At 69.0% G+C, this 21181-nt stretch carries 19 protein-coding genes; 10 read left to right on the top strand and 9 right to left on the bottom strand.

The genetic code is table 11. The features are described from left to right. Positions 1-220: 220 nt before the first annotated feature. Both RW112_RS07585 and RW112_RS07580 read left to right on the top strand, forming a co-directional pair. Positions 221-1237, top strand: a complete 1017-nt coding sequence (locus RW112_RS07585; protein ID WP_317781163.1) for a polysaccharide deacetylase family protein — start codon at positions 221-223, stop codon at positions 1235-1237. Between the two features lie 105 nt (positions 1238-1342). Next, on the top strand, positions 1343-4510 hold the full coding sequence (locus tag RW112_RS07580) for a beta-phosphoglucomutase family hydrolase (protein ID WP_317781162.1): 3168 nt from the start codon (positions 1343-1345) through the stop codon (positions 4508-4510). Between the two features lie 25 nt (positions 4511-4535). Here RW112_RS07580 and RW112_RS07575 read toward each other — a convergent pair whose 3' ends face one another. The 7 genes from RW112_RS07575 to RW112_RS07545 all read right to left on the bottom strand — a co-directional run bounded on the left by RW112_RS07575 (position 4536) and on the right by RW112_RS07545 (position 11044). Further along, positions 4536-5537, bottom strand: a complete 1002-nt coding sequence (locus RW112_RS07575) for a zinc-dependent alcohol dehydrogenase family protein (RefSeq protein WP_317781161.1) — start codon at positions 5535-5537, stop codon at positions 4536-4538. Positions 5538-5595: 58 nt separating this feature from the next. Beyond that, complete coding sequence (locus RW112_RS07570; RefSeq protein WP_317781160.1) at positions 5596-6522, bottom strand: universal stress protein; 927 nt, start codon at positions 6520-6522, stop codon at positions 5596-5598. A gap of 67 nt (positions 6523-6589) precedes the next feature. Then, on the bottom strand, positions 6590-7723 hold the full coding sequence (locus tag RW112_RS07565) for a YihY/virulence factor BrkB family protein (RefSeq protein WP_317781159.1): 1134 nt from the start codon (positions 7721-7723) through the stop codon (positions 6590-6592). 76 nt (positions 7724-7799) lie between these two features. Further along, on the bottom strand, positions 7800-8396 hold the full coding sequence (locus tag RW112_RS07560; RefSeq protein ID WP_317781158.1) for a DUF3618 domain-containing protein: 597 nt from the start codon (positions 8394-8396) through the stop codon (positions 7800-7802). Positions 8397-8429: 33 nt separating this feature from the next. Next, on the bottom strand, positions 8430-8852 hold the full coding sequence (locus RW112_RS07555; RefSeq protein ID WP_317781157.1) for a phage holin family protein: 423 nt from the start codon (positions 8850-8852) through the stop codon (positions 8430-8432). Beyond that, positions 8849-9787: a hypothetical protein gene (locus RW112_RS07550; protein WP_317781156.1), complete on the bottom strand. Its 939-nt coding sequence runs from the start codon at positions 9785-9787 to the stop codon at positions 8849-8851. The genes RW112_RS07555 and RW112_RS07550 overlap by 4 nt, the downstream gene beginning before the upstream one ends. A 174-nt stretch (positions 9788-9961) precedes the next feature. Continuing rightward, positions 9962-11044 (bottom strand): NAD-dependent epimerase/dehydratase family protein, encoded by a 1083-nt coding sequence (locus RW112_RS07545; protein WP_317781585.1) that lies wholly within the window; start codon positions 11042-11044, stop codon positions 9962-9964. A 184-nt stretch (positions 11045-11228) separates the two neighbouring features. Between RW112_RS07545 and RW112_RS07540 the strand changes: the two genes are divergently transcribed. Then, positions 11229-12101, top strand: coding sequence for a sigma-70 family RNA polymerase sigma factor (locus tag RW112_RS07540; RefSeq protein WP_317781155.1), 873 nt, complete (start codon positions 11229-11231; stop codon positions 12099-12101). Here RW112_RS07540 and RW112_RS07535 read toward each other — a convergent pair. Then, positions 12059-13054, bottom strand: a complete 996-nt coding sequence (locus RW112_RS07535; protein ID WP_317781154.1) for a glycosyltransferase family 9 protein — start codon at positions 13052-13054, stop codon at positions 12059-12061. The two genes, RW112_RS07540 and RW112_RS07535, sit on opposite strands and share 43 nt — an antisense overlap. A gap of 106 nt (positions 13055-13160) precedes the next feature. Between RW112_RS07535 and RW112_RS07530 the strand changes: the two genes are divergently transcribed. From RW112_RS07530 to RW112_RS07500, 7 genes are read left to right on the top strand one after another with little or no spacing between them, the layout of a single operon-like run. Further along, positions 13161-13730: an HAD-IIIA family hydrolase gene (locus tag RW112_RS07530; protein ID WP_317781153.1), complete on the top strand. Its 570-nt coding sequence runs from the start codon at positions 13161-13163 to the stop codon at positions 13728-13730. After that, on the top strand, positions 13727-14800 hold the full coding sequence (locus RW112_RS07525; protein ID WP_317781152.1) for a glycosyltransferase family 9 protein: 1074 nt from the start codon (positions 13727-13729) through the stop codon (positions 14798-14800). Before RW112_RS07530 ends, RW112_RS07525 begins: the two co-directional genes overlap by 4 nt. Beyond that, complete coding sequence (locus RW112_RS07520; protein ID WP_317781151.1) at positions 14797-15813, top strand: glycosyltransferase; 1017 nt, start codon at positions 14797-14799, stop codon at positions 15811-15813. Before RW112_RS07525 ends, RW112_RS07520 begins: the two co-directional genes overlap by 4 nt. Continuing rightward, on the top strand, positions 15810-17060 hold the full coding sequence (locus tag RW112_RS07515; RefSeq protein WP_317781150.1) for a glycosyltransferase: 1251 nt from the start codon (positions 15810-15812) through the stop codon (positions 17058-17060). The genes RW112_RS07520 and RW112_RS07515 overlap by 4 nt, the downstream gene beginning before the upstream one ends. Beyond that, positions 17057-17809 (top strand): SIS domain-containing protein, encoded by a 753-nt coding sequence (locus RW112_RS07510; RefSeq protein WP_317781149.1) that lies wholly within the window; start codon positions 17057-17059, stop codon positions 17807-17809. Before RW112_RS07515 ends, RW112_RS07510 begins: the two co-directional genes overlap by 4 nt. Continuing rightward, entirely contained in the window at positions 17806-19248 is a 1443-nt protein-coding gene (locus tag RW112_RS07505; protein ID WP_317781148.1) for a PfkB family carbohydrate kinase, read from the top strand. Before RW112_RS07510 ends, RW112_RS07505 begins: the two co-directional genes overlap by 4 nt. Positions 19249-19282: 34 nt before the next feature. Beyond that, a complete protein-coding gene (locus RW112_RS07500; RefSeq protein WP_317781147.1) occupies positions 19283-19999 on the top strand; it encodes an SDR family oxidoreductase in 717 nt (238 codons plus the stop codon). Here the strand turns inward: RW112_RS07500 and RW112_RS07495 are convergent. Continuing rightward, complete coding sequence (locus RW112_RS07495) at positions 19953-21131, bottom strand: glycosyltransferase family 9 protein (RefSeq protein WP_317781146.1); 1179 nt, start codon at positions 21129-21131, stop codon at positions 19953-19955. The genes RW112_RS07500 and RW112_RS07495 overlap by 47 nt on opposite strands. Positions 21132-21181: the final 50 nt, after the last annotated feature.

The raw sequence follows: 21181 nt of genomic DNA, 5'->3' as shown, positions 1-21181 counted from the left end.
GTGGCCGATTCGCTGGTTGGCTGATACGCAGGGCACCCCTGGATGGGCACACCTATGGCTAACACTCCATTCAACTCCGGCTGCGGAGCTAGGGGAATAGGTCCCTGATGGTCCGCCGGAGGGGTGGTCCGCCGGCGGACGGGGAGGCCCACTGGCGGGGAGGCGGCGGACGGGCCTTTTAGCCCTAGCAGCGGTGCTGCCGCGGCTGTCATGGTTGAACATGGCAGAGCCCTGGGGTAATTCGGGCAATCGGGACCCGCGGGACCGCCGCCGGACGGCGGCAGTCGTCCTCGTGGCCGTGGCTGCCATCACCATGGTTGTCCTGGCGGTGATCCTGGCCGGCCAGCCGCGGAATGCGGACCCGCAGACAGGCCCGCCGTCGGAAAGCCAGGCATCCTCCACCCCGCCGCCTTCGACGCCGGCCAGCCCCACGCCGTCAGATACCTTGCCGTCAGAACCCCAGCCGTCTGAGCCCGGAGCGTCAGAGCCTCCGGAAACTCCGGGCGGGCCGACCCTCCCGGGTCCCGTTGCCCCGGGCCCCACGCCGCCGCCGGAAACGCTGCCCGCGCCGCAGGACCCGCCGCCCGCCGCCCCGTTCCCCCTTGCCTTGGCCGGCACGGATGTGGAGGTGGTCCCCGGAGCGGGCCCGTCGGTGGCTTTGACCTTCGACGCCGGCGCCAACTCTGCTGCCCTCTCCTCGATCCTGCAGACCCTGGCGGGCGCCGGAATCCGCGGGACGTTCTTCCTGACCGGGGCTTGGGCGGCGGCCAATCCTGCCGGGGTGTCCGCCATCGTGGCCGGCGGACACCGTGTGGGCAACCACTCGCAGAGCCACCCGGATTTCACCGGCCTGTCGGACGCCGCGATAGGGGATGAGGTACGTGCGGCGGAGCAGGCTATCCTGGCCGCCGGGGCGGATCCCCGGCCGCTGTTCCGGTTCCCGCTCGGTGCCCGTGACGCGCGCACCATCGCCGCCGTGAACAACCTGGGCTACGTCCCGGTGCGCTGGTCAGCGGACACGCTCGGCTGGAAAGGAACCAGCGGCGGCATTACCGCACAGCAGGTGGCGGACCGGGCGCTGTCCGCCCTGCAGCCCGGCGAAATCGTGCTGATGCACATCGGCTCCAACCCGGACGACGGCTCAACCCTGGACGCTGACGCCCTGCCTCGGATGATCGACAGGATGCGCCAGGCGGGCTACGGCTTCGTCACGCTGGACAGCTTGCTTGCGGGATAGCCAGCCGGATAGCCCGCGGGACAGCGGGCAGGACAGCCGGTAGCCCGCGGCAAGACGGGTCCAAGGTCACTGGGCAGGCCGGTGCATGGCTGGTAGGACTGAGCCATGACTGAGTCGCCAACCGTAGCCGCCGCGCTGGCCCCGGTTGACGCCGTGGTGTTCGACCTTGACGGGGTGGTCACCGACACCGCGGAACTCCACGCCGCAGCCTGGAAGGAACTGTTCGACGCCGTCCTAAAGGACCCCCGGATTCCGCAGGCCGCACGGCGTGACCCCTTCACGGACACCGACTACCTGAGTTACGTGGACGGCCGCACCCGTGAGGACGGCGTGGCCGCGTTCCTCAGCTCCCGCGGGGTCGCAGTGCCGGCAGGCGCACCCGGGGACGGCCCGGCGGAGTGGACCGCGGTGGGGCTGGGGGCACGTAAGAACGGGATCTTCGAAAAGCTGCTGGGGCTCCGGCCCGTCCCCGTATTCCCCGGGACGCTGGCCCTGCTCGAAAGGCTCAGGGCCGGGAAGGTCCCCGTAGCGCTGGCGACGGCGAGCCGGAACGCCCGCGCGGTCCTCGCGTCCGCGGGCCTCCAGGATGCGTTCGACGTCGTGGTGGACGGGAACACCGCAGCGCGGCTGGGGCTGCCCGGCAAACCGGATCCTGCACTGTTCCTCCACGCCGCCTCGGAACTCGGGGTGGAGCCTGGGCGGGCGGTGGTCATCGAGGATGCCGTAGCCGGAGTGGCAGCCGGCCACCGCGGCGGCTTCGGCCTGGTGGTGGGAATTGACCGCACCGGGCACCGCGCCGAGCTGGAAGCCGCGGGCGCCGACGTCGTCCTTGAAGACGTCAGTGAACTGGACCTGGGCCTGGTCATCGCGGACCCCTGGCAGCTGGTGTACGAGGGGTTCGACCCCGCGCACGAAGGCCACCGGGAGGCCCTGACCACGCTGGGCAACGGCTACATGGCAACGCGGGGGGCGGCTCCGGAGCACCGCAAGGACGGCGTGCACTATCCCGGGACCTACCTGGCCGGGGTCTACAACAGGCTCACCAGCGTGATCCAGGGGCAGGAGACCGAAGACGAGCACATGGTCAACATGCCTGACTGGCTGCCGCTGGATCTCTGCGTGCAGGACGGCCCGTGGTGGTCCGACGGCGGGCTGCGGCTCCGCAGCGAGCGGCGCACCCTGGACCTGAAGCGCGCCCTGCTGACGCGGGAAGCGGTGCTGGAAGACGACGCCGGGCGGACACTGGGAGTCGTCCAGCGCCGGCTCGTTTCCATGGCGGAACCGCACCTCGCTGCGCTCGAGATGACGCTGACCGCTAACGGGTGGGACGGCCGGGTCAGCATCCGCAGCGGCTGTGACACGGACGTCACCAATTCGAACGTCCCGGTCGAGGCCCTGCTGTCCAACCGGCACTTGACCGGAGTCACGGTTTCCGGGGCCGACGACGGGCCCGGAGCGGCCACGCAGGTGGTCCTTGCCCGGACGAGCCAGAGCCGGATCGGCATCGCTGTGGCGGTGAGGACCGAAGTGCCCGCCAGCCTGCATCCGGCCCGGCCCGAAGAGCTGGGCGGACTGTTCGTGCACCGCTTTGACGTGGCGCTGCGGGACGGTGAACCGGTAACCGTCACCAAAACCGTGGCGGTGGTGACCTCCCGCGACCACGCCATATCTTCGCCCCGGACTGCGGCGCTCAACGTCCTGAACCGCGCCAGGGGCGGATTCGAGGGGCTGCTGGCCAGCCACGAAGCGGCCTGGGCGGGGCTGCTCACGCCCTTCATCATCGAGTTCGACGCCTCCACCCAGGCCGAGCTGATCATGAACCTGCACGTCTTTCACCTGCTCCAGACCATTTCCGCCCACACCGCTGAGCTGGACGCCGGCGTCCCCGCCCGCGGCCTTCATGGCGAGGGCTACCGGGGCCATATTTTCTGGGATGAACTTTTCGTCCTGCCCCTCCTGACCTCCCGGCTGCCCGCCGTGACGCGGGCGCTCCTGGACTACCGGTGGCGCAGGCTGGGGACCGCCCGGGATGCTGCCGGGGAAGCCGGGCTGAAGGGGGCCCTCATTCCGTGGCAAAGCGGGAGTGACGGCCGGGAGGAGACCCCCAAACTGCTGTTCAATTCCCGCTCCGGCCGCTGGGTTCCGGACTACTCCCACCTGCAACGCCACTCGGGCCTCACGGTGGCATACAACGCCTGGCAGTACTTCGAGGCCACCCAGGACCGGGCGTGGCTGACGCACCACGGTGCGGAAATCATTGTGGAAGTTGCCCGGCTGTTCGCGTCGATGGCGGAGCATGATCCTGCCGAGGACAGGTTCCATATCCGGGCGGTGGTGGGTCCCGACGAGTACCACACCGGCTACCCGGACAACCCCGGCGGCGGCCTGGACGACAACGCCTACACCAACGTCATGGCAGCCTGGGTGTGTGACCAGGCGGCGTGGATCATGGGCTCCGTGCGCGGCTTCGATATGGACGATTTCCGGAAACGGCTCAGCGTCACGGACACGGAAATCGACGGCTGGGTGCGGCTGGCTCGCAGGGTGTTTGTGCCCTTCCACGCCGACGGCATCATCAGCCAGTTCGCCGGCTATGGGAACCTCCAGGAGCTGGACTGGGAGCACTACCGCCGCACGTACCGGGATGTGCAGCGCCTGGACCTCATCCTTGAAGCGGAGGGCAGCAGCACCAACCACTACCAGCTGGCCAAGCAGGCGGACGTCCTCATGTTGCTCTACGTCCTGGGCGAGGACCAGCTCCTTGCCTTCCTGGACCGGCTCGGATACACCGTGACAGCCGGGCAGATCGCCAGGACCGTCGATTTCTACCTCGCACGGACCGCGCACGGATCCACCTTGAGCAGGGTGGCACACGCGTCGGTGCTGGCCCAGACCGACCCGGAACGGGCGTGGGAAACGTTCCGCGAAGCACTCGATGCGGACCTGGACGACACCCAGGGCGGCACCACCAGCGCAGGCATCCACTTGGGCGCCATGGCGGGATCCATCGACGTTGTCCAGCGCAGCTTTGCCGGTCTGCGCATCACCAGGGACGCACTGGTTTTCTCGCCCCGCCTTCCCCGGGAACTCCGCCGGGTCACGTTCAATGTTCGGTACCGGGACCAGCTGCTGGCGGTGTTCCTGGAAAAGGGACGGCTCCGGGTTTCCGCGACACCGGGGGATGCCTCCCCGGTGCTGGTGCGGCTCGGGCAACGACAGGTCCTGCTGCACGCCGGGCAGGATCATGAATTCCCGCTCGGCACCGGAGCTTAGGCCTCATCCCCGGGAGCGCTTGCGCCTACGCCATATGCAGGACGGCCGCCCCGGTGATGCGGTCCTCGGCGAGGTCCTGCAGGGCGTGGCCGGCGGCCTCCATCCGGTAGGGGACTGTGGTGGGGCGTAGCGGAATGTCCGCCGCGACGCGGAGGAACTCTTCGCCGTCGGACCTGGTATTGGCGGTGACGCTGCGCAGCTGCCGTTCCTGGAACAGCTCGGACCCGTAGTGCAGCGGCGGGATGTCGCTCAGGTGGATGCCCGCCACCGCCAGCGTGCCACCGCGGTCCAAGGCGCGCAGCGCCTGCGGCACCAGCCAGCCCGCCGGTGCGAAAAGGATGGCCGCGTCCAGCGGGACAGGTGGTTCGTCGTCGACGTCCCCGGCGAACGCCGCGCCGAGCTCCAAGGCGAGTCGCCGGGCTTCCGCGGAGCGGGTCATGACGTACACACTGGCTCCGCGGTGCATGGCCACCTGGGCGGCCAGGTGGGCGGAGCCGCCGAAGCCGTAGATTCCGAGGCGGCCGCCGTCGGGAACCTGGGCCCGGCCCAGGGCGCGGTAGCCGATGATCCCCGCGCAGAGCAGGGGTGCTGCCTGCTCGTCCGAAAAGACCTCCGGTATCCGGTAGGCAAAGTCCTCGTGGACCGTCACACGGTCCGCGTAGCCGCCGTCCCGGTCCCAGCCGGTGAAAGTGGGGGAAAGGCAGAGGTTCTCCTGCGAGCGGACGCAGAAACGGCAGCGCCCGCACGTGCTGCCCAGCCACGCGACCCCCACGCGTTCGCCCATCCGGAACCGGCTGGCGCCTTCACCAAGTTCAACCACTTCCCCCACCACTTCATGGCCCGGAATGACGCCCGGCCGGCGGGGTGGAAGGTCGCCTTCGGCCAGATGGAGGTCCGTGCGGCACACTCCGCACACACGGACGGCAAGCAGGACCTCACCCGGCCCGGGGCTGGGATCGGGGCGTTCGCCGAATACCAGCGGATGCCCCGCCACGGGACCCGGCTTGCCAACCCACCAAGCACGCATGGCACACTTCCTGTTCTGTTAATCCGGAACGGGCGCCACCCTCATCCGGAACGGGGTGTCACCGCACGATCAGCACGTTGCACAGTGCCCGCTCCAACGCCGAGGAGACGGTGCCGCCCGGATGGCCCTCCCGGTGGTGGGCGCCCAGGACCAAAACATCGGCCTGCGCGGCGGCCGTCAGGAGGTCCTTGGGCGCGGGGTGGCGCTCCAGGAGGATTCCCTCGACCGGAACGGCGGGTGCGAGGCTCCGGGCCAGTTCCACGGCCTGGTCCAGAAGTTCCTTGCCGTGGAGCGGTGCATGGCGGCCGTGTGGCGCGTGCTGCTGGTCTTCGGTCATGTGGATCAGCTGCAGCGGCACGTTGAGGGCGGCCGCCATGCGGGCCGCTTCGGCTACCACCTGCTCACGCCGCGGTTTCTCGTCTATTCCCGCCGCTATGGGCTGGCCGGGCCGCCCCGGGTAGCGGACCACCATGAAGGGGCAGGGTGCGTGGACGGCTAGGTCGAGGCAAGCCGAACCCACGAGCTGGCCCAGGAAGCGGCCCATGCCGCGGTGGCCCACGGCGAGGACACTCGCGCCCTCCGCTGCAGTGCGGAGAACCCGGGCCGGAAGTCCAGGCTCGATCACGCCGTCAATACTCAGCCCGGCCGCCTGTCCGGTTTGCTGCCCGCTTTTCGACTCGGCCCCCTGCCCGGTTTCCCGGCCGGCTTCACGCGCGGCCTCGAGCTCGGCCGCCATCGAGCGGGCGAGGTCGACGCCTTCCTGAAGCGTGGACTCGGCGGCGTGGCGCAGCCCGCTGCCCTCAACGCCCTTGACGGGACCAAGGTTCTTGGTGAAGACAGGCCACACCCAGGCATGGATGACTTTCAGCTGCCGTCCCGTCGCGGCGGCGTACCCGACGGCCCAGCGGACGGCCAGCTGTGACGGTTCGGATCCGTCGTAGCCTACCGCTACCGGTCCGTCCGGATGTGGTGTTGCAGCCGGCATGGTGCCTCCCCTCCTGGGCGGTGGCGGCGCAATGTCCACCTAGTAGAGTCCGGAGCGGGAGTTCGCGCTAGGGGCTTTGGTCCCGTTCGCTGTCCCGGCGCGCGCGGTCGTGGCGTTCGCGGAGGTCGCGTCCCCGCCGGATGTCCTCTTCCTCCTTGACCTGCAGCTTGTCGCTCTGCTTGGTATCCCTTGGCGGGAGCTGGATGGTTTCCTCCGCTTCGATGCCGGCCTGGAGCTGGCGGCCGCGCTCGGTCTCGGCGTCGAACTCGGCGCCGAAGAGCAGCGACATGTTCAGGATCCACAGCCAGAGCAACGCGATGATGACTCCACCGATTGCGCCGTAAGTCTTGTTGTAGCTGTTGAAGTTGGCCACGTAGAAACCGAACGCCAGGGAAGCCAGCAGGAACACCACAACAGCGATGGCGGATCCCATGCTCATCCAGCGGAATTTCGGCTGTTTGACGTTTGGGGTGGCGTAGTAAAGGATGGCGATCGCCGCGATGACCAGCACCAGCATCACCGGCCACTTGGCGATGTTCCAGACAGCCAGGAACGCACCGCCCAGGCCGATGACGTTGCCGACGGACTCTGCCACCGGTCCGCTGAGTACGAGCATCGCGGCCAGCACGACGACGATCAGCAAATTGACGACGGTGACGCCGAGCATGGTCCCACGGAGCTTGAGGAAGGGCCTGCCCTCATCGACCTCGTAGACCCGGTTCATAGCCCGGCCGAAGGCTCCCACGTAGCCAGAGGCGGACCAGAGTGCGGTGAGGAGGCCGAGGACCAAGGTGAAGCCGGCAGCCGAGGAGCCTGCCAGATCTTCAACCACCGGACGCATCGTGTTTACCGTGTCGCCCGGCGCGATGCCCTGGACGATGTCGAGCAGTGCGGCGGTGGTCTTCTGGGCGTCTCCGAAAATACCGAGCAGGGACACCAGCGCCAACAGCGCCGGGAAGATTGAAAGCACCGAGTAATAGGTCAGGGCTGCGGCGAGGTCCGGGCACTGGTCCTTGGTGAATTCCCGGAACGTCTTCTTCGCGATGTACTTCCACGATGGCTTGGTCACATCCGTGGGGCTGTCAGGTTTGCGGGAGTCGTCCGGTGCTGGCGCCGTGCGGGCTTTGGCGGTGCTGCTCTCGTCCGTCTCAGCATCGGCGCGGGAAGCGGTGCCGTTGTCGGTGGCGGGGTTCTTGGCCATGGGAAATATCCTCAAATCTGCCGGGGCCGGGCCGCCCTGCCGTATGGCGGGGCGGCCCGGCCAGGATCCGGTGTCGTTACACCTGCCGGACGTTGTCCTTGGCGTCTGCGGTGCGGTACTTCACGTCGTCGACGGCGCCCTGGCCTTCGGCCTTAACGTGGTCGGTGGCTTCGGAGGCCGTGGCCTTGACGTTTTCCATGGCGTCCTGTGCGGGTGCCTTCAGGCCTTCGGCGACGTCCTTGGCGGCCTCGGTGAGCTCCGTGGTGAGCGGCTCGGCCTTGGCCTTGAGTGCATCGGCGGCCTCACGCTCCTTCTCACTCGCCGGGATCAGGGACGAGAACAGCATTCCGGCGCCGAAGGCGATCAGCCCTGCGGCGAGCGGATTTCCCTGCGTCTTGGTGCGGACCTGGCGGGGCGTGTCCCCAATGGCCGACCCTGCGTCCGACAGGTGGGTCCCTGCGCTGCCGGTGCCGGAATGCACCCGGTCGGTGGTGTGCTCCGCTGCTCCCATGACTTTCTCCTTCACTCCGAACACGGCGTCCTTAACCTTGTCCGTCTGGCGGTGGACGATGTTCGACGGGGTAACTTTGTCCGCCACGGCGTCGACATTGGTGCCGAGCCGCGCGCGGGTTGCTTCGATGTCGGCGCGGATTGCGTCCGGGTTTTCACTCATCGTGTGTACCTCGAGCTCTCTTTGTACCTGGGTCTAGTGACTGGGTTTGAGGGTGGGGGGTATTTCCTGGAGCGTCTCCGCGGTCTGCGGCATGCCCTTGATCGCGTTGAGCTGCTTGCGGCCAACGGCTGCCAGGACGGCGGCGATGATGCCCCAGAGAACGGCGAGGACGACGGCGGACCAGCCGAGTCCGATGACCGTTCCCAATGCCCACCAGAGGGCCAGGGAGAGGAACAGGAGGACGAAGTGGCCGGCCACGCCGGCCCCGGCCAGCATCCCGGTGCCTTTTCCGGCCCGGGAGGCTGACTGCTTCAGCTCTGCCTTGGCAAGTTCCACCTCCTGGCGCATCAGCGTGGAGATGTCCCGGGTTACGTCGCCCAGCAAGTCACCGAGGGACGTGTTATCAGCTTTCGCGTGGGCCGCCGTCGGGGGCGTTTCGGGATACTGGCTGCTCATCGCTGCCCTCCGCGCAGGGGATCGTCACGGTACGGATCGTCGGCGAGGGGGTCCGTGGCCAGGGGATCCTTGGCCAGCGGATCTGCCGCCCACTGGTCCGCCTCGTCACGGCGCGTTCCGTCGTCGTTCAAGGGGTTGGGCGGGTAGGTGTCTGCCTGGTAACCGCCGGTGGTCCTAGCGTCGTCATAAGCCCCAGTGCCTGCATAGGCACCAGCGCCGGCTCCGGCGGCTGACAGGCCCGCAGTGGTTGCGTCGGGGGCGGGCATCTGCACCGGCGGCGGCGGAACTGCTGTTCCCGTGTCGGCAACATATCCGGGAACGCCGGTGCGGCCGCTGACCGTAGCATTGGTCGAGTCCGGCGCTCCCGCGGCGAGGCTGCGGGTGAGCCGACCGGCCAGTATTCCTGCTCCTGCTGCCAGCATCAGGAAGGTACCCGGGCGTTGCCGGGCGAAGGACTTCACTTCGTTGAGTAGCGAGCCGGGATCCCGGCCTTCCAGCCAGGACGCCACGGAGGCGGACCGGTCCGCTGCCTGGCGGATCAGATCGGTGGCAACGCCGGGCTGGTCGGAGGCATCAGCCATGGTGCGCAGTTCCCCGGAAATGGAGTGGAGGCCCTGGGCCACCTTTTGCTGCTGGGCACCTGCCTGGTCCGTGAGGTCTGTCCGGGCCTGGTAGAGCAGATCCTTGGCGTTTGCCCTGACCTCGCCTGCGACGTTGGCTGCCTCAGCCTTCGCGGTCTGCGCCACATGCTGGGCGGAGTCCGTTGCCTGGTGGGCGATGTCCCCGGCCTCATGCTTGGCCGTCTCGGTCTTCGACGGTGTGCCTTGCGTCGCCGGGTAGGCGGCATCGGTTCCCAGCGTCGCCGGTGCGGCCGGTTGCTCTGCAACCCCAGGGGTGCCGTAGCTACCGTCCTGAGGCCATCGGTTCTCTGTCATCTTCGCGCTCTCTTTCTAAGAAGGTCGGCTGCTGATCAAGAACCAGCAATAACTGGCTCTTAGATAGTAAGCATGATTACTATCAAATAGTAAGCACCCTTGGTGTATTACTTTTCGGACCCGGCCTTTTTCGGCGTTTTTCCGGTTCCTTTGGTTTTCGATCGGGCTCGCGGATCATGTCCGCGGGTGCAGCGGCGGAGATCCTGCCGTCCCGCGCCCGGCTCCCATCCCCGCGAGCACCTCGCGGATAGCGTCAACAGAGGAGGTGCGCGGCTCCCATCCCAGCACCTCGCGGGCGCGGCTGGTGTCCATGACGGGGGCCCCTTGCGCCATGGCAATCCAGCCGGCATCTGTTGGCTGCACGCGAAGCCGCCAGCTCAGGTCCACGGCCGCGCGGATCAGCCCGAAGGACACGGGCAGCCACCGCCTCGCATGAAGAATCCGCGCCAGTTCCGTCCCCGTGATGACCGGTTCGGCGGCAATGTTGAACGCACCGGCGGCGCGGCGGTCAAGAACGCGCCAGTATGCGTCCGCGAGGTCGTCGGCATGCACCGCCTGAAAGGCCAGTCCGGGGGGAAGCGGAATGATCGGCAGCCTGAGGTTCGCCGGGAGGAGCCGGGGGATCAGCGGGCCGAGGAAATATCTGCCGATTTCGCTGCCCGCTTCCGCCTGGAACGTGAGCGCCGGACGCAGCCTTGAGACGGTGATGGCCGAATTTTCGGTTGCGAAACGGTCCAAGAGCGCTTCCTGCTCGGCTTTGTGCCGGCTGTAGTGCGAGTCCTGGATGCCGCCGGCCGGCCAGTCCTCCGCCCTGCGGGTTTCCTTGCCCGAGCGGCTGTACGCGCCTACGGAAGAAGCGCATACCACGTGCCCTACGCCGGCTTCCTTGGCGGCCCGGAGCACGTTGACTGTTCCTGTCACGTTGGTCCGGTGGAGGGCGGCCAGGTCGTGGTTCGGCTGGAGGATCCACGCGAGGTGCACCACGGCGTCCGCTCCGGCGAGCGCCGCGCGCAACAGCCCGCCGTCGTCGTCGTCCGCAATGTCCACGGAATGCCATTCCACGCCGGCGTAGGGCGCAGCCGTCTGGTTGGGCGGCCGCCGGCCGATGCCTACGAGTTCCAATTCTTCCGGGCTTGCCGCGTCGCGGCCTTCTGTATCCGGGTGTTCAGCACCGCGGCGTGGCGCCGGCTGTTGCTGGAGGCGCCGCAGCAGGGCTGTGCCCACATTTCCGCTGGCGCCAGTGATCGCAATCCGCATGTCCATCCGCCCTTCCGAGGGGCTGGAAAGCACCCGACCAACCTTTCCGGTCGGAGCCGGCCAGCGCGTTTGGTTAGGTTTTAAGGCTACCGGCCGTTGTTTAATAAGCAACCTTATGGTTTTCTACTGTTCTAAGTCTTGCCACAGGCTTTCGGTCGCTCCACGGGCAAAGGAACGAGCCAACATGGCGGAATCCCAGCACGCGTTACAGATCCGGCAACTGGACCAGCAGAACAACCACCACGGCCGGATCCGGCAAACTTTCGAAAACCAACTGGTACTTGATTATCTCGACCTCGCTGAGGCACTGGCTGCGCGCTTCCTGGCCCGCGGGCGGGAAAGGGCGGACCTCAACCAGGTTGCGTATCTCGGCCTGGTCAAGGCTGCCCGGGGCTTCGACCCCGGCCGCGGAGCCAGCTTCCCGGCCTACGCGGCGCCAACAATCACCGGGGAACTCAAGAGGTACCTGCGGGACCGGTGCTGGGTGGTCAGGCCGCCGCGCCAGGTGCAGGATCTGCGTTCCGAGCTCCTCCGGTCGGAACCGGCGCTGTCCCAGGCACTGGGCCGTCCCCCCACAGCTGCGGAACTGGCTAAGGAGCTGGCTGTGTCCCCCGACGCAGTGCGCGAAGCAATGGTGGCTGCGGCCAGTCTGCGCCCCGACTCCCTCGACGCCGTTGACGTGCACTCTGACGCAGCTCCGCTTGCCGAAACGCTTCCGTCAGAAGAGGACCCGCTGGACCGGCTCGAGGAACTGATCTGCCTCAACCAGGCCATTCACGAGCTCTCTGCAGAGGATCAGGAGCTGCTGTACCGGCGCTATTTCTGCGAGGAAAGCCAGGCCGAGCTGGGACGCCGGTTCGGCGTCTCGCAGATGCAGGTGTCAAGGCGGCTTTCGCGGGTCCTGGTGCGGCTCCAGCGGCTATTGCAGGATTGCGATCCGCAGGAAACCAGTCTGCAGGAAAACGGCATGCGGAAAACTTGCGTGCAGGAAAACGGCATGCGGGAAGGGGACGCTCAGAGCAGTCCCAGGCCGCGAAGGGCAGCGAGTACGTCCTGAACGCCCACCCCCAGCAGGGCAGGGTCCGGCTCGTCTGCGAAGACGTCTCCGCGGCGCAGCTCCGCCTGGGTCAGCACCACATGCGGGCCGGCGGGCGGTCCCCAGCGCTCCGGCGGTGCCGGGCCGAAAAGGACAACCGACGGGCGTTGGTAGGCGGTGGCCAGGTGCGCCGCGCCGGTGTCCGCGGAAACCACCACTCCGGCGTCGGCCACGGTCGCTGCGAACTCCGCCAGACGCTGCGTTCCTGCCACGACGGCTGAGTCCGGGAGCCCGGCCTGCCGCGCCACGCGGAGGGCCCGGTCCCGTTCGTCGGCGCTGCCGGTTAGCACCACATCATGTCCGGCGCGGTCCAGGGCCGACGCGACTGCCGCGAACCGTTTTTCGGGCCACAGTCGGCTGCCGTAGGCCGCGCCGACGTGCACCACCGCCGCCGGCCGCGCACCGGTCCCTGGGGCACCGGTCCCTGGCGGCCCGGATGCCTGCAACCCGGTCCCCTGCACCCCCGACACCCTGGGCCGCTCCAGGCGGACCTCCAGGGGGCCGGCCTCGATGCCGTGCCAGCGCAGGAGCCGGGTCCAGCGTTCCCGTTCGTGCATCTGCTCCACCCATGGAGGTCCTCCGCTGGCGGTGCCGTGGGCAATCAACCGGCGGGGCCCGGCGGACTCCAGCAGCGCGGTGCTTTCCGGTCCGCGGCCATGCAGGTTGACGGCAATGTCCACGGTCCCTGGTGTAACGGCGAGCGGCGTGTCCAGGGCGGCCGGAAGGAGCTCGAAACCTCCCACCAGGCCAACGATGTCCGCCAGCCACGCCGGACCGGCGTACACCAGCCGGTGGGCTGGGAAGGCCCGGCGGAGGGCATGGAGTGCGGGGACCGCCACCAGGAGGTCACCGAGTTTGAGGGCGCGAAGCACCAGCAGCATTGGCCGGGCGTCGGGCGCCCCTATGGACTCCATGTAGCCCCTCCCTTCCGGTTCGCGTTGGCTCCTTGGTTCGGGAGTCTAATCCCGGAACCTGCCCGCAGGGTGTTTGAGCGGCCCCTCGAATGGGAACAGGGTGGGTATGGGACCTTCCAGCAATCCACCCAAGGCTGTGCTCTTCGACCGGGACGGCACCTTGATCCATGATGTGCCCTACAACGGCGATCCCGCCCTCGTGGCACCGATGCCCGCTGCGCGGAAGGTGCTGGCAGGGGTCCGCCGGCGGGGCATTGCCACCGGCGTGATCACCAACCAGTCCGGGATAGCCCGCGGCCTGCTTACCCGCAGCCAGGTGGACAGCGTCAACCTCCGCATTGATGCACTGCTGGGTCCCTTCGACATCTGGGAAATTTGCCCGCACGGCACCGAGGACGGCTGCGGCTGCCGCAAGCCCGCACCCGGAATGATCCTCAGCGCCTGCCGCCGTCTTGGCATCACCACGGCCGACGCCGTTTACATCGGCGATATCGGCAGCGATATGGAAGCCGCACAAGCCGCCGGGTTGAGGGGGATTTTGGTGCCCACCCCCCTCACCCGGCACCAGGAAGTGCAGGATGCCCCGGAGGTCGCGGCGGACCTCTCCGCCGCCGTGGCGCTCGCACTGGGGCAAGCGCTCGCACTGGGGCAAGCGCCGGTGGGGAGCCGGCAATGACCCGGGTGCTCGTGGCCCGGCTGGACAGCGTGGGGGATGTCCTGCTGGCCGGACCGGCGGTACGGGCCGTCGCCAACGGCCGGCGGACCGACGGCGGCGCGACGAACGACGTCGTGCTTCTCTGCGGCCCGCAGGGCGAGGCCGCCGGCGGCCTGCTGCCCGGCGTGTCCGAGGTGTACAGCTGGGCGTGCCCGTGGATCATCAACCCGGCCCCGGCGGTAGCCGGTGAGAATGTGGACCGGCTGGTCAGCTTCATCAGGAACTCCAGGGTCGCAGAGGCGGTGATCCTGACGTCGTTCCACCAGTCCCCGCTTCCGCTGGCCCTGCTGCTGCGGCTGGCCGGGGTCCGCCGCATCACCGGCGCCTCCGTGGACTACGCCGGTGCGTTGCTGGATGTCCGGCTCAGGCCCGGGGAAGATTTTTCCGAAGACCAGCCGGAGGCCGAGCGCGCCCTGCTGATCGCCCGGGCCGCCGGTTTTGCCCTGCCGCCCGGTGACGACGGCAGGCTCCGGATTACAGACCATCCCGACGCCCGTGAACTCGTGGGCGACGGACCCTACATCGTGGTGCATCCTGGCTCTTCGGCACCGTCCCGGACCTGGCCTCCGCTGCACCACGCCGCCGCCGTCGAGCTCCTCGAAGGCGCGGGCCACCGGGTGGTGGTCACCGGAGGCCCCGGGGAGACGCAGCTGACGGCCACCGTGGCCGGCCCGTCAGCGCTGGACCTTGGCGGACGGACGGACCTGCGGAATCTCACCGGCGTCATTGCCGGGGCACGCGCCCTGGTAACCGGGAACACCGGTCCCGCCCACATCGCGGCTGCCGTAGGCACTCCTGTTGCCTGCCTGTTTTCCCCGGTGGTTCCTGCTGTCCGGTGGGCCCCTTACGGCGTCCCCCTGGAACTGCTGGGTGACCAGAACGCGCCCTGCAGGCTGAGCCGGGCGCGCGACTGTCCGGTGCCGGGCCATCCCTGCCTCGCGTCAGTTTCCCCGGAAGACGTGGTGGATGCCGTGGAGCGCCTCATCAACGGGGTTTCGTCACTGTCCACCCGGCGGAAGGTCCACAAATGAGAATCCTGCTGTGGCACGTCCACGGGTCCTGGACTGATTCGTTCGTCCGCGGACGCCACGAATACCTCCTCCCGGTCCTTCCCGGCGGCGGACCCTGGGGTCTTGGCCGTGCGGGCCGGAACTGGCCCGCGTCGGTCAGCGAGGTGGCGCTGGACCGCCTGGACGCGGACAGCATCGACGCGGTGGTGCTGCAGCGGCCGGAAGAAATGGCCGAGGTGGTCCGCGCCCTTGGCCGGCGGCCGGGGCTTGAGCTCCCTGCGGTGTACCTGGAGCACAACACCCCGAAGGGCGACGTGCCGTTCACGGTGCATCCGCTCGCGGACCAGCAGGCCATCCCGGTGGTGCACGTCACGCATTTCAATGCCCTGTTCTGGGACAACGGCTCAGCCGCCACCACGGTGATCGAACACGGTGTCCCGGACCCCGGCTACCTGTACAGCGGGGAGCTCCCGGAGTTGGCCGTCGTGGTGAACGAACCCGTCCGGCGCGGACGCGTCACCGGAACGGACCTGCTCCCGCAGTTCGCCGCGGCCGCACCCTTGCAGGTTTTCGGCATGGGCGGGGACGGGCTTCCCGGGCACACGGGCCTGCCACCCTCCCGGCTGACCGTCCGCGGCGACCTGGCCACGGCCGCGCTCCACCGCGAACTGGCGCGCTGCCGTGTCTATGTCCACCCGCTCCGCTGGACCTCCCTGGGGCTGGCGCTGCTCGAAGCCATGCACCTTGGCATGCCGGTGCTTGTCCTGGCAACCACCGAAGCCGCGCGGGCGGTTCCGCCCGAGTCTGGTGCAATCTCAACGGATGTCGGGGAGCTGGTCCGGCAGGCCGGGGTCCTGGTCAATGACCCGGAGGAAGCCCGGGCCCGGGGACAGGCAGCCCGCCAGGCAGCCCTGGAACGCTACAGCCTGTCCCGATTCCTCGACGCTTGGGACGCCCTTCTTGATGACCTGGTCTCGCCACGGTTCCGAAAATCCCGGATCCTCATTCCTGCGCACGAAAGGAAGCTCTTATGAGAATTTCCATGGTTTCCGAACATGCCAGCCCGTTGGCGGCGTTGGGCGGGGTGGACGCCGGCGGCCAGAATGTGCACGTGGCCGCGTTGTCCACGGCCCTGGCGCGGCTCGGCCATCACGTCACCGTTTACACCCGGAAGGACGACGCCGGGCTCCCGCCCCGCGTCCGCATCCTGCCACGGCTTGAGGTGGTTCACATTGCGGCGGGCCCGGCCCGCCACGTTCCCAAGGATGAGCTCCTGCCCCATATGGACAGGCTCGCGGAGGGGATAGCCGAAGACTGGGGCGACCGGCCGCCGGACGTTGTACACGCGCATTTTTGGATGTCCGGCCTGGCCGCGCTGGACGCGGCCAGGCGCAGCGGGAGGAGTGTGCCGATGGTGCAGACCTTCCATGCACTGGGCACGGTCAAGCGGCGCCACCAGGGATCCGAAGACACCAGCCCCCGGCAGCGGCAGTGGCTGGAACCAGCCGTGGGACGTGCCGCGGACCGCATCATTGCCACGTGTTCGGATGAAGTGTTCGAGCTGAAGGCAATGGGCATCGATACCGCCAAAATTTCCATCGCTCCCTGCGGCGTGGACCTGGACCTGTTCCGCCGCTCCGGGGCCGCCGAACCCCGGCCCCGCAGCCACCGGATCCTGTCCGTCGGCCGGCTTGTCCCGCGCAAGGGCGTGGACCTGGTGATCCGGGCCTTGCCCCTGCTTCGTGAGGCGGGTTTCGACGACGTCGAACTCCTGATCGTGGGCGGCGGGGGCGGAGCCGCGGTGCTGGGGGCGGACCCCGAGGCGCGGCGCCTCGACGAACTCGCCCGGGAACTCGGCGTCAAGGACCAGGTGACCCTCCGCGGCCAGGTGCCCCGCGAGGACATGCCAGGGATCCTGCGCAGCGCGGACGCCGTGGTGTGCACGCCCTGGTACGAGCCCTTCGGCATCGTTCCGCTGGAGGCAATGGCCTGCGGTGTCCCTGTGGTGGCTGCCGCCGTCGGCGGACTCACCGACACCGTGGTGCACCGGGCCACCGGCCTGCACGTCCCGCCCCGGGACCCTGCGGCCATCGCGCGCGCCGTCGGCGAACTCCTGGCCAGCCGGGAACTCCGGGAGGAACTCGGGCGGGCCGGCCAGCAGCGGGCGCGCTCCCGCTACTCGTGGGACCGCGTGGCCGCCGAAACAGAGAAGGCATACCAGCACGCCCTGGCGGCAACGTCGGATGCCCGGCTGGAACCGATGGAGGGGGCTGCACTATGACGACTGAATCGCGTCTCCGCACGGACGAACGTCCGGTGCTGTCGCACCGCATTGTCAGGCCGCCCGCCGCGGCGGCCCCTGGCCGGCCCGGAACCGGCACAGCCGGTCCCGCCGTCTACGGACTGGCGGCGGAAAACACCAGGCCCGACTCTGTCTACGCCGTCCAGGAACACCTCGACAACCTGGTTCCGGCGCTGGTGTCCCTGCGCAGCCAGGCGTACCATCTGGCGGCCTGGGGCGAGGAACTGGCACGCAGGCTGCTGCGGGGCCAGCGGCTGCTCGCAGCCGGCAACGGCGGCTCGGCCGCGGAAGCCCAGCACCTGACGGCGGAACTGGTGGGCCGCTTCGACGGCGAACGGGTGCCGTTCTCCGCGATCTCCCTCCACGCAGAGACCTCCGCCGTGACCGCGATAGCGAACGACTACGGTTTCGAGGAGCTTTTCGCCCGGCAGGTCCGGGCCCACGGACGCTCGGGCGACGTGCTGATCCTGCTGTCCACGAGCGGAAAGAGTCCCAACCTCCTGCGCGCCGCCGAGGCCGCAGCCAGGCTGAATGTCACCACGTGGGCGCTCACCGGGCCGGGGCCCAACCCCCTGGCGTCCCGCTGCGACGAGGCCGTGACCATTGACGCCCTGTCCGCCAACGCCCAGGAGGGCCACCTCATTGCCCTGCATGCCGTCTGCCGGGCCTTCGACGCGGAGGTGGCCGCGCGCGCCCGGATCGGGTCCTGCCCCGGGAGCATGCCATGAAGATCGTTGTAGTGGGAGATGTGCTCCTGGACGTCGACATCGACGGCGAGGCCACCCGTCTCTGCCCTGACGCGCCGGTTCCCGTGGTGGACGTTTCGAACGTTCGACGGCGGGCCGGCGGCGCCGGGCTTGTGGCCCGGATGCTGGCCGGTGACGGGCACAGTGTCACCCTCCTGACCGTCCTCGCCGACGACGACGCGGCCTTGCACCTCGAACGGGCCCTTGAGGGCATCACCGTGGTGGCAGGAGCGTCGGGGGCACCCACCCCCGTCAAGACGCGGGTGCGGGCAGAGGGCCACCCGGTGGTCCGGTTCGACGAAGGATGCGCCCCTCCGCCACCCCCTGTTGTGTCGCCCGCCATGCTGCACGCACTGGAACGCGCAGCGGTGATCGTGGTGGCGGACTACGGCAGGGGCCTTGCCTCCAACGCGGAGCTGAGGGCAGTGCTGACTGAGCTCGCGCGGCGCATCCCCATAGTGTGGGACCCCCACCGCGCCGGCGCGCCACCTGTGCCCGGCGTGGCCGTCGTGACGCCCAATCTCTCCGAGGCGAAGGCTTTTGCCCGGAACTTCGCCCTGGCGGCGGGCGGGGCAGAAGGAGGCAGCGACCCCGGAAATGCCGATCCCGGAAATGCCGATCCCGGAAATGCCGACCCCGGAAACGCGGACCCCGGGGTACTCGCACGGGCCCTCCGGCAGCGCTGGAACAGTAAAGCAGTTATGGTCACCCTGGGCAGCCAGGGCGCGATGCTGGTCCACGACGACGGCCGGCCTCCCTTGCCCATACCGGCGCCGAAAACCACTGTGACGGATCCCTGCGGCGCGGGGGACAGGCTGGCGGCCAGCCTTGCCGTGCACTTGATGGAAGGCCACACGCTCGATGTCGCGGCGGTGGTGGCCGTCCGGGAGGCCGCGTCCTTCCTCCGGCACGGCGGGGTTGGCGCAATGGCCGGAGAGCCGAAGCCGATCAAGCTGCACGGACGGTACACGGACGCCCTGGCACTGGCCCGCAACGTGCATGGGGCAGGCGGGATCGTTGTGGCCACGGGCGGCTGCTTCGACCTGCTGCACGCCGGGCACACGCGTGCCCTGGCCGCGGCCCGCAGCCTTGGCGACTGCCTCATTGTGTGCCTGAACTCCGATGAGTCCGTGCGCCGGATCAAGGGCCCGGACCGGCCCATCCTCAACCAGGAAGACCGGACCGAACTTCTGCTGGCCCTGGAGTTCGTGGACGCCGTGATGGTGTTCGACGAGGACACGCCCGAAGCCTGCCTGGCCGCGCTGCAACCCGATCTGTGGGTGAAAGGCGGCGACTACGACGTCACGCAGCTGCCGGAAACGGCCCTGGTGGAAAGCTGGGGCGGACGCTGCACCACTGTGCCCTACCATCCGTCCCGTTCCACCACCGACCTCGCCGACGCGCTCTCGCGCGTCAGCTGAATTCCGAACAGAACTCCCGAATGAGAGGAACACCATGACTGACGAGACTTCCCGCCAGGCTTCTTTCCGTCCCGGGCGGGTGCTGGTGACCGGAGGAGCCTCCGGCCTGGGCGCCGCCGTCGTCGAGGCAGTACTGGAGGCGGGCGGCACGCCCGTGGTGCTGGACCGGGACATCCGCAACGTCGCGGCCGCCAAAGCTTTTGAGGTGGACGTCGCGGACCGCGTTGCCGTCAGCACGGCAGTGCAGGAAGCGGCCGAAACGCTGGGAGGGCTGGACGCCGTCGTGACCGCTGCCGGGATAGATCGCTGCGGCAAGCTGGAGGACGTCCCGGCCGCGGACTGGGAGCAGGTGGTCCTGGTGAACCTGTTCGGCACGGTGTCCGTGGTGCGCGCGGCCCTGCCGTACCTCAAGGCTTCCGGCGGCCGGGTGGTCACCGTGGCTTCAACCCTGGGCAAGCGGGCCCTCCCGGAGGCATCGGCGTACTGCGCCTCGAAGTTCGGGGTGGTGGGCTTCAGCCACGCGCTGGCCGCCGAAACAGGGGGCGAGATCGGCGTGACCACCATGATCCCCGGTGGCATGAAGACCCGGTTCTTCGACGATCGCGCGGAGAAGTACAAGCCCCAGGACGACTCCCGGCTGAACGACCCCGCCAACGTGGCCCAGGCGATCCTTTTCGCCCTGTCCCAACCGCGGGGTTGTGAGGTCAGGGAAATGCTGGTCTGCCACGAAGATGAGGGCTCGTGGCCATGAGCAGGCGAACGTCGCTGCAGACATTTTCGGGGCGGACCCCGGCCACCAGCGAACTGTCATGTGAGCAGCGCGGAGCGGTCCAGCCCACCTGCGTGACGTCCGCCCCGCACTCCGGGCAGTACGTCAGCCAGGAGAGGTGGACACGGTGCAGGCTCCTGCCCAGAGGGCCGGCGTTGATCAGGTTCCCTGCCCAGTAGACCCCGACAGTGGGCGTCCCAAGGGCCTGGGCCAGGTGGCGCGGACCGCTGTCGTTGGCCACCATGACGTCAGCGCGGACCAGCAGCGCCGCCAGGGTGCCGAGGTCCGCTTCGCCGGCAATCGACCGGACCAGGCCTGCCCCGGCACGGGCCACGATGTCGGCTGCCAGCTGGCGCTCGCTGTGGTCTCCCGTTACCAGCACCTGGCAGCCATCGGCAGCACAGGCAGCTGCCAGTTCGGCGAAATGCCGGGCGGGCCAGCGCCGGCGCGGATCCGTCGCACCGGGGTGGATCACGACGACGGGACCCGCCTTCCGCCTGGCCGTCCCGGCCGGGGCGGTTGCTGCCTGACCCAGCAGCCGGTCGGCCCCGGCGGCGAACCGCGCCAGGGGCTGCAGGCTGGCTTCCAGCCCCACCGGCGGCGCACCGGCGAGGCCTGCCACTTCAAGCGCCCGCAACGGCTCGTGCTGGTAGTAGGCGTAGGGCAGATTGCGCTCCAAAGGTGCGGCGTCCGGCGTTTGCGTGCCTACAGTGTGGCGGGCGCCCAGCCGCAGGAGGAACGGATTGGAGTACCGGCCGCCGCCGTGCAGCTGGAGCGCCAAGTCGAATGCCTCCCGCCGCATGTCGGCAAAGAAGCTGTCCACGGCGGCCGGATCCTCCTGCCCGGGGCGGACGCCCTCCGCGTAGGGCAGGATCCGGACGTCATCGACCGGGCCCGCAGTTCCCTGCACCAGCGCGGCATGCAGCGGGGTCCCCAGCACCGTCACGGTGGAACCCGGGTAGGCGGCCTTCAGCGCGGAAACCGCCGGGAGGGCGAACATCAGGTCGCCGAGCCCGCCGCCGCGCAGCACGGCGATGCGGGAAACGCCGTCGAATTTTCCGAGCACGGGGCCCACGCCCCTGCCCGCTGCTTGGTCCGTGCTGGTTCCTTCCAAAGCGCTTCCCCCTCCTGCCGCCGGCCGCTGCCGCCTGCCGCCGCACGCTG

The organism is Arthrobacter sp. B10-11, from assembly GCF_033142195.1.
Classification (GTDB): Bacteria; Actinomycetota; Actinomycetes; order Actinomycetales; family Micrococcaceae; genus Arthrobacter; species Arthrobacter oryzae_C.
This window is presented reverse-complemented; position numbering and strand designations above follow the sequence as displayed.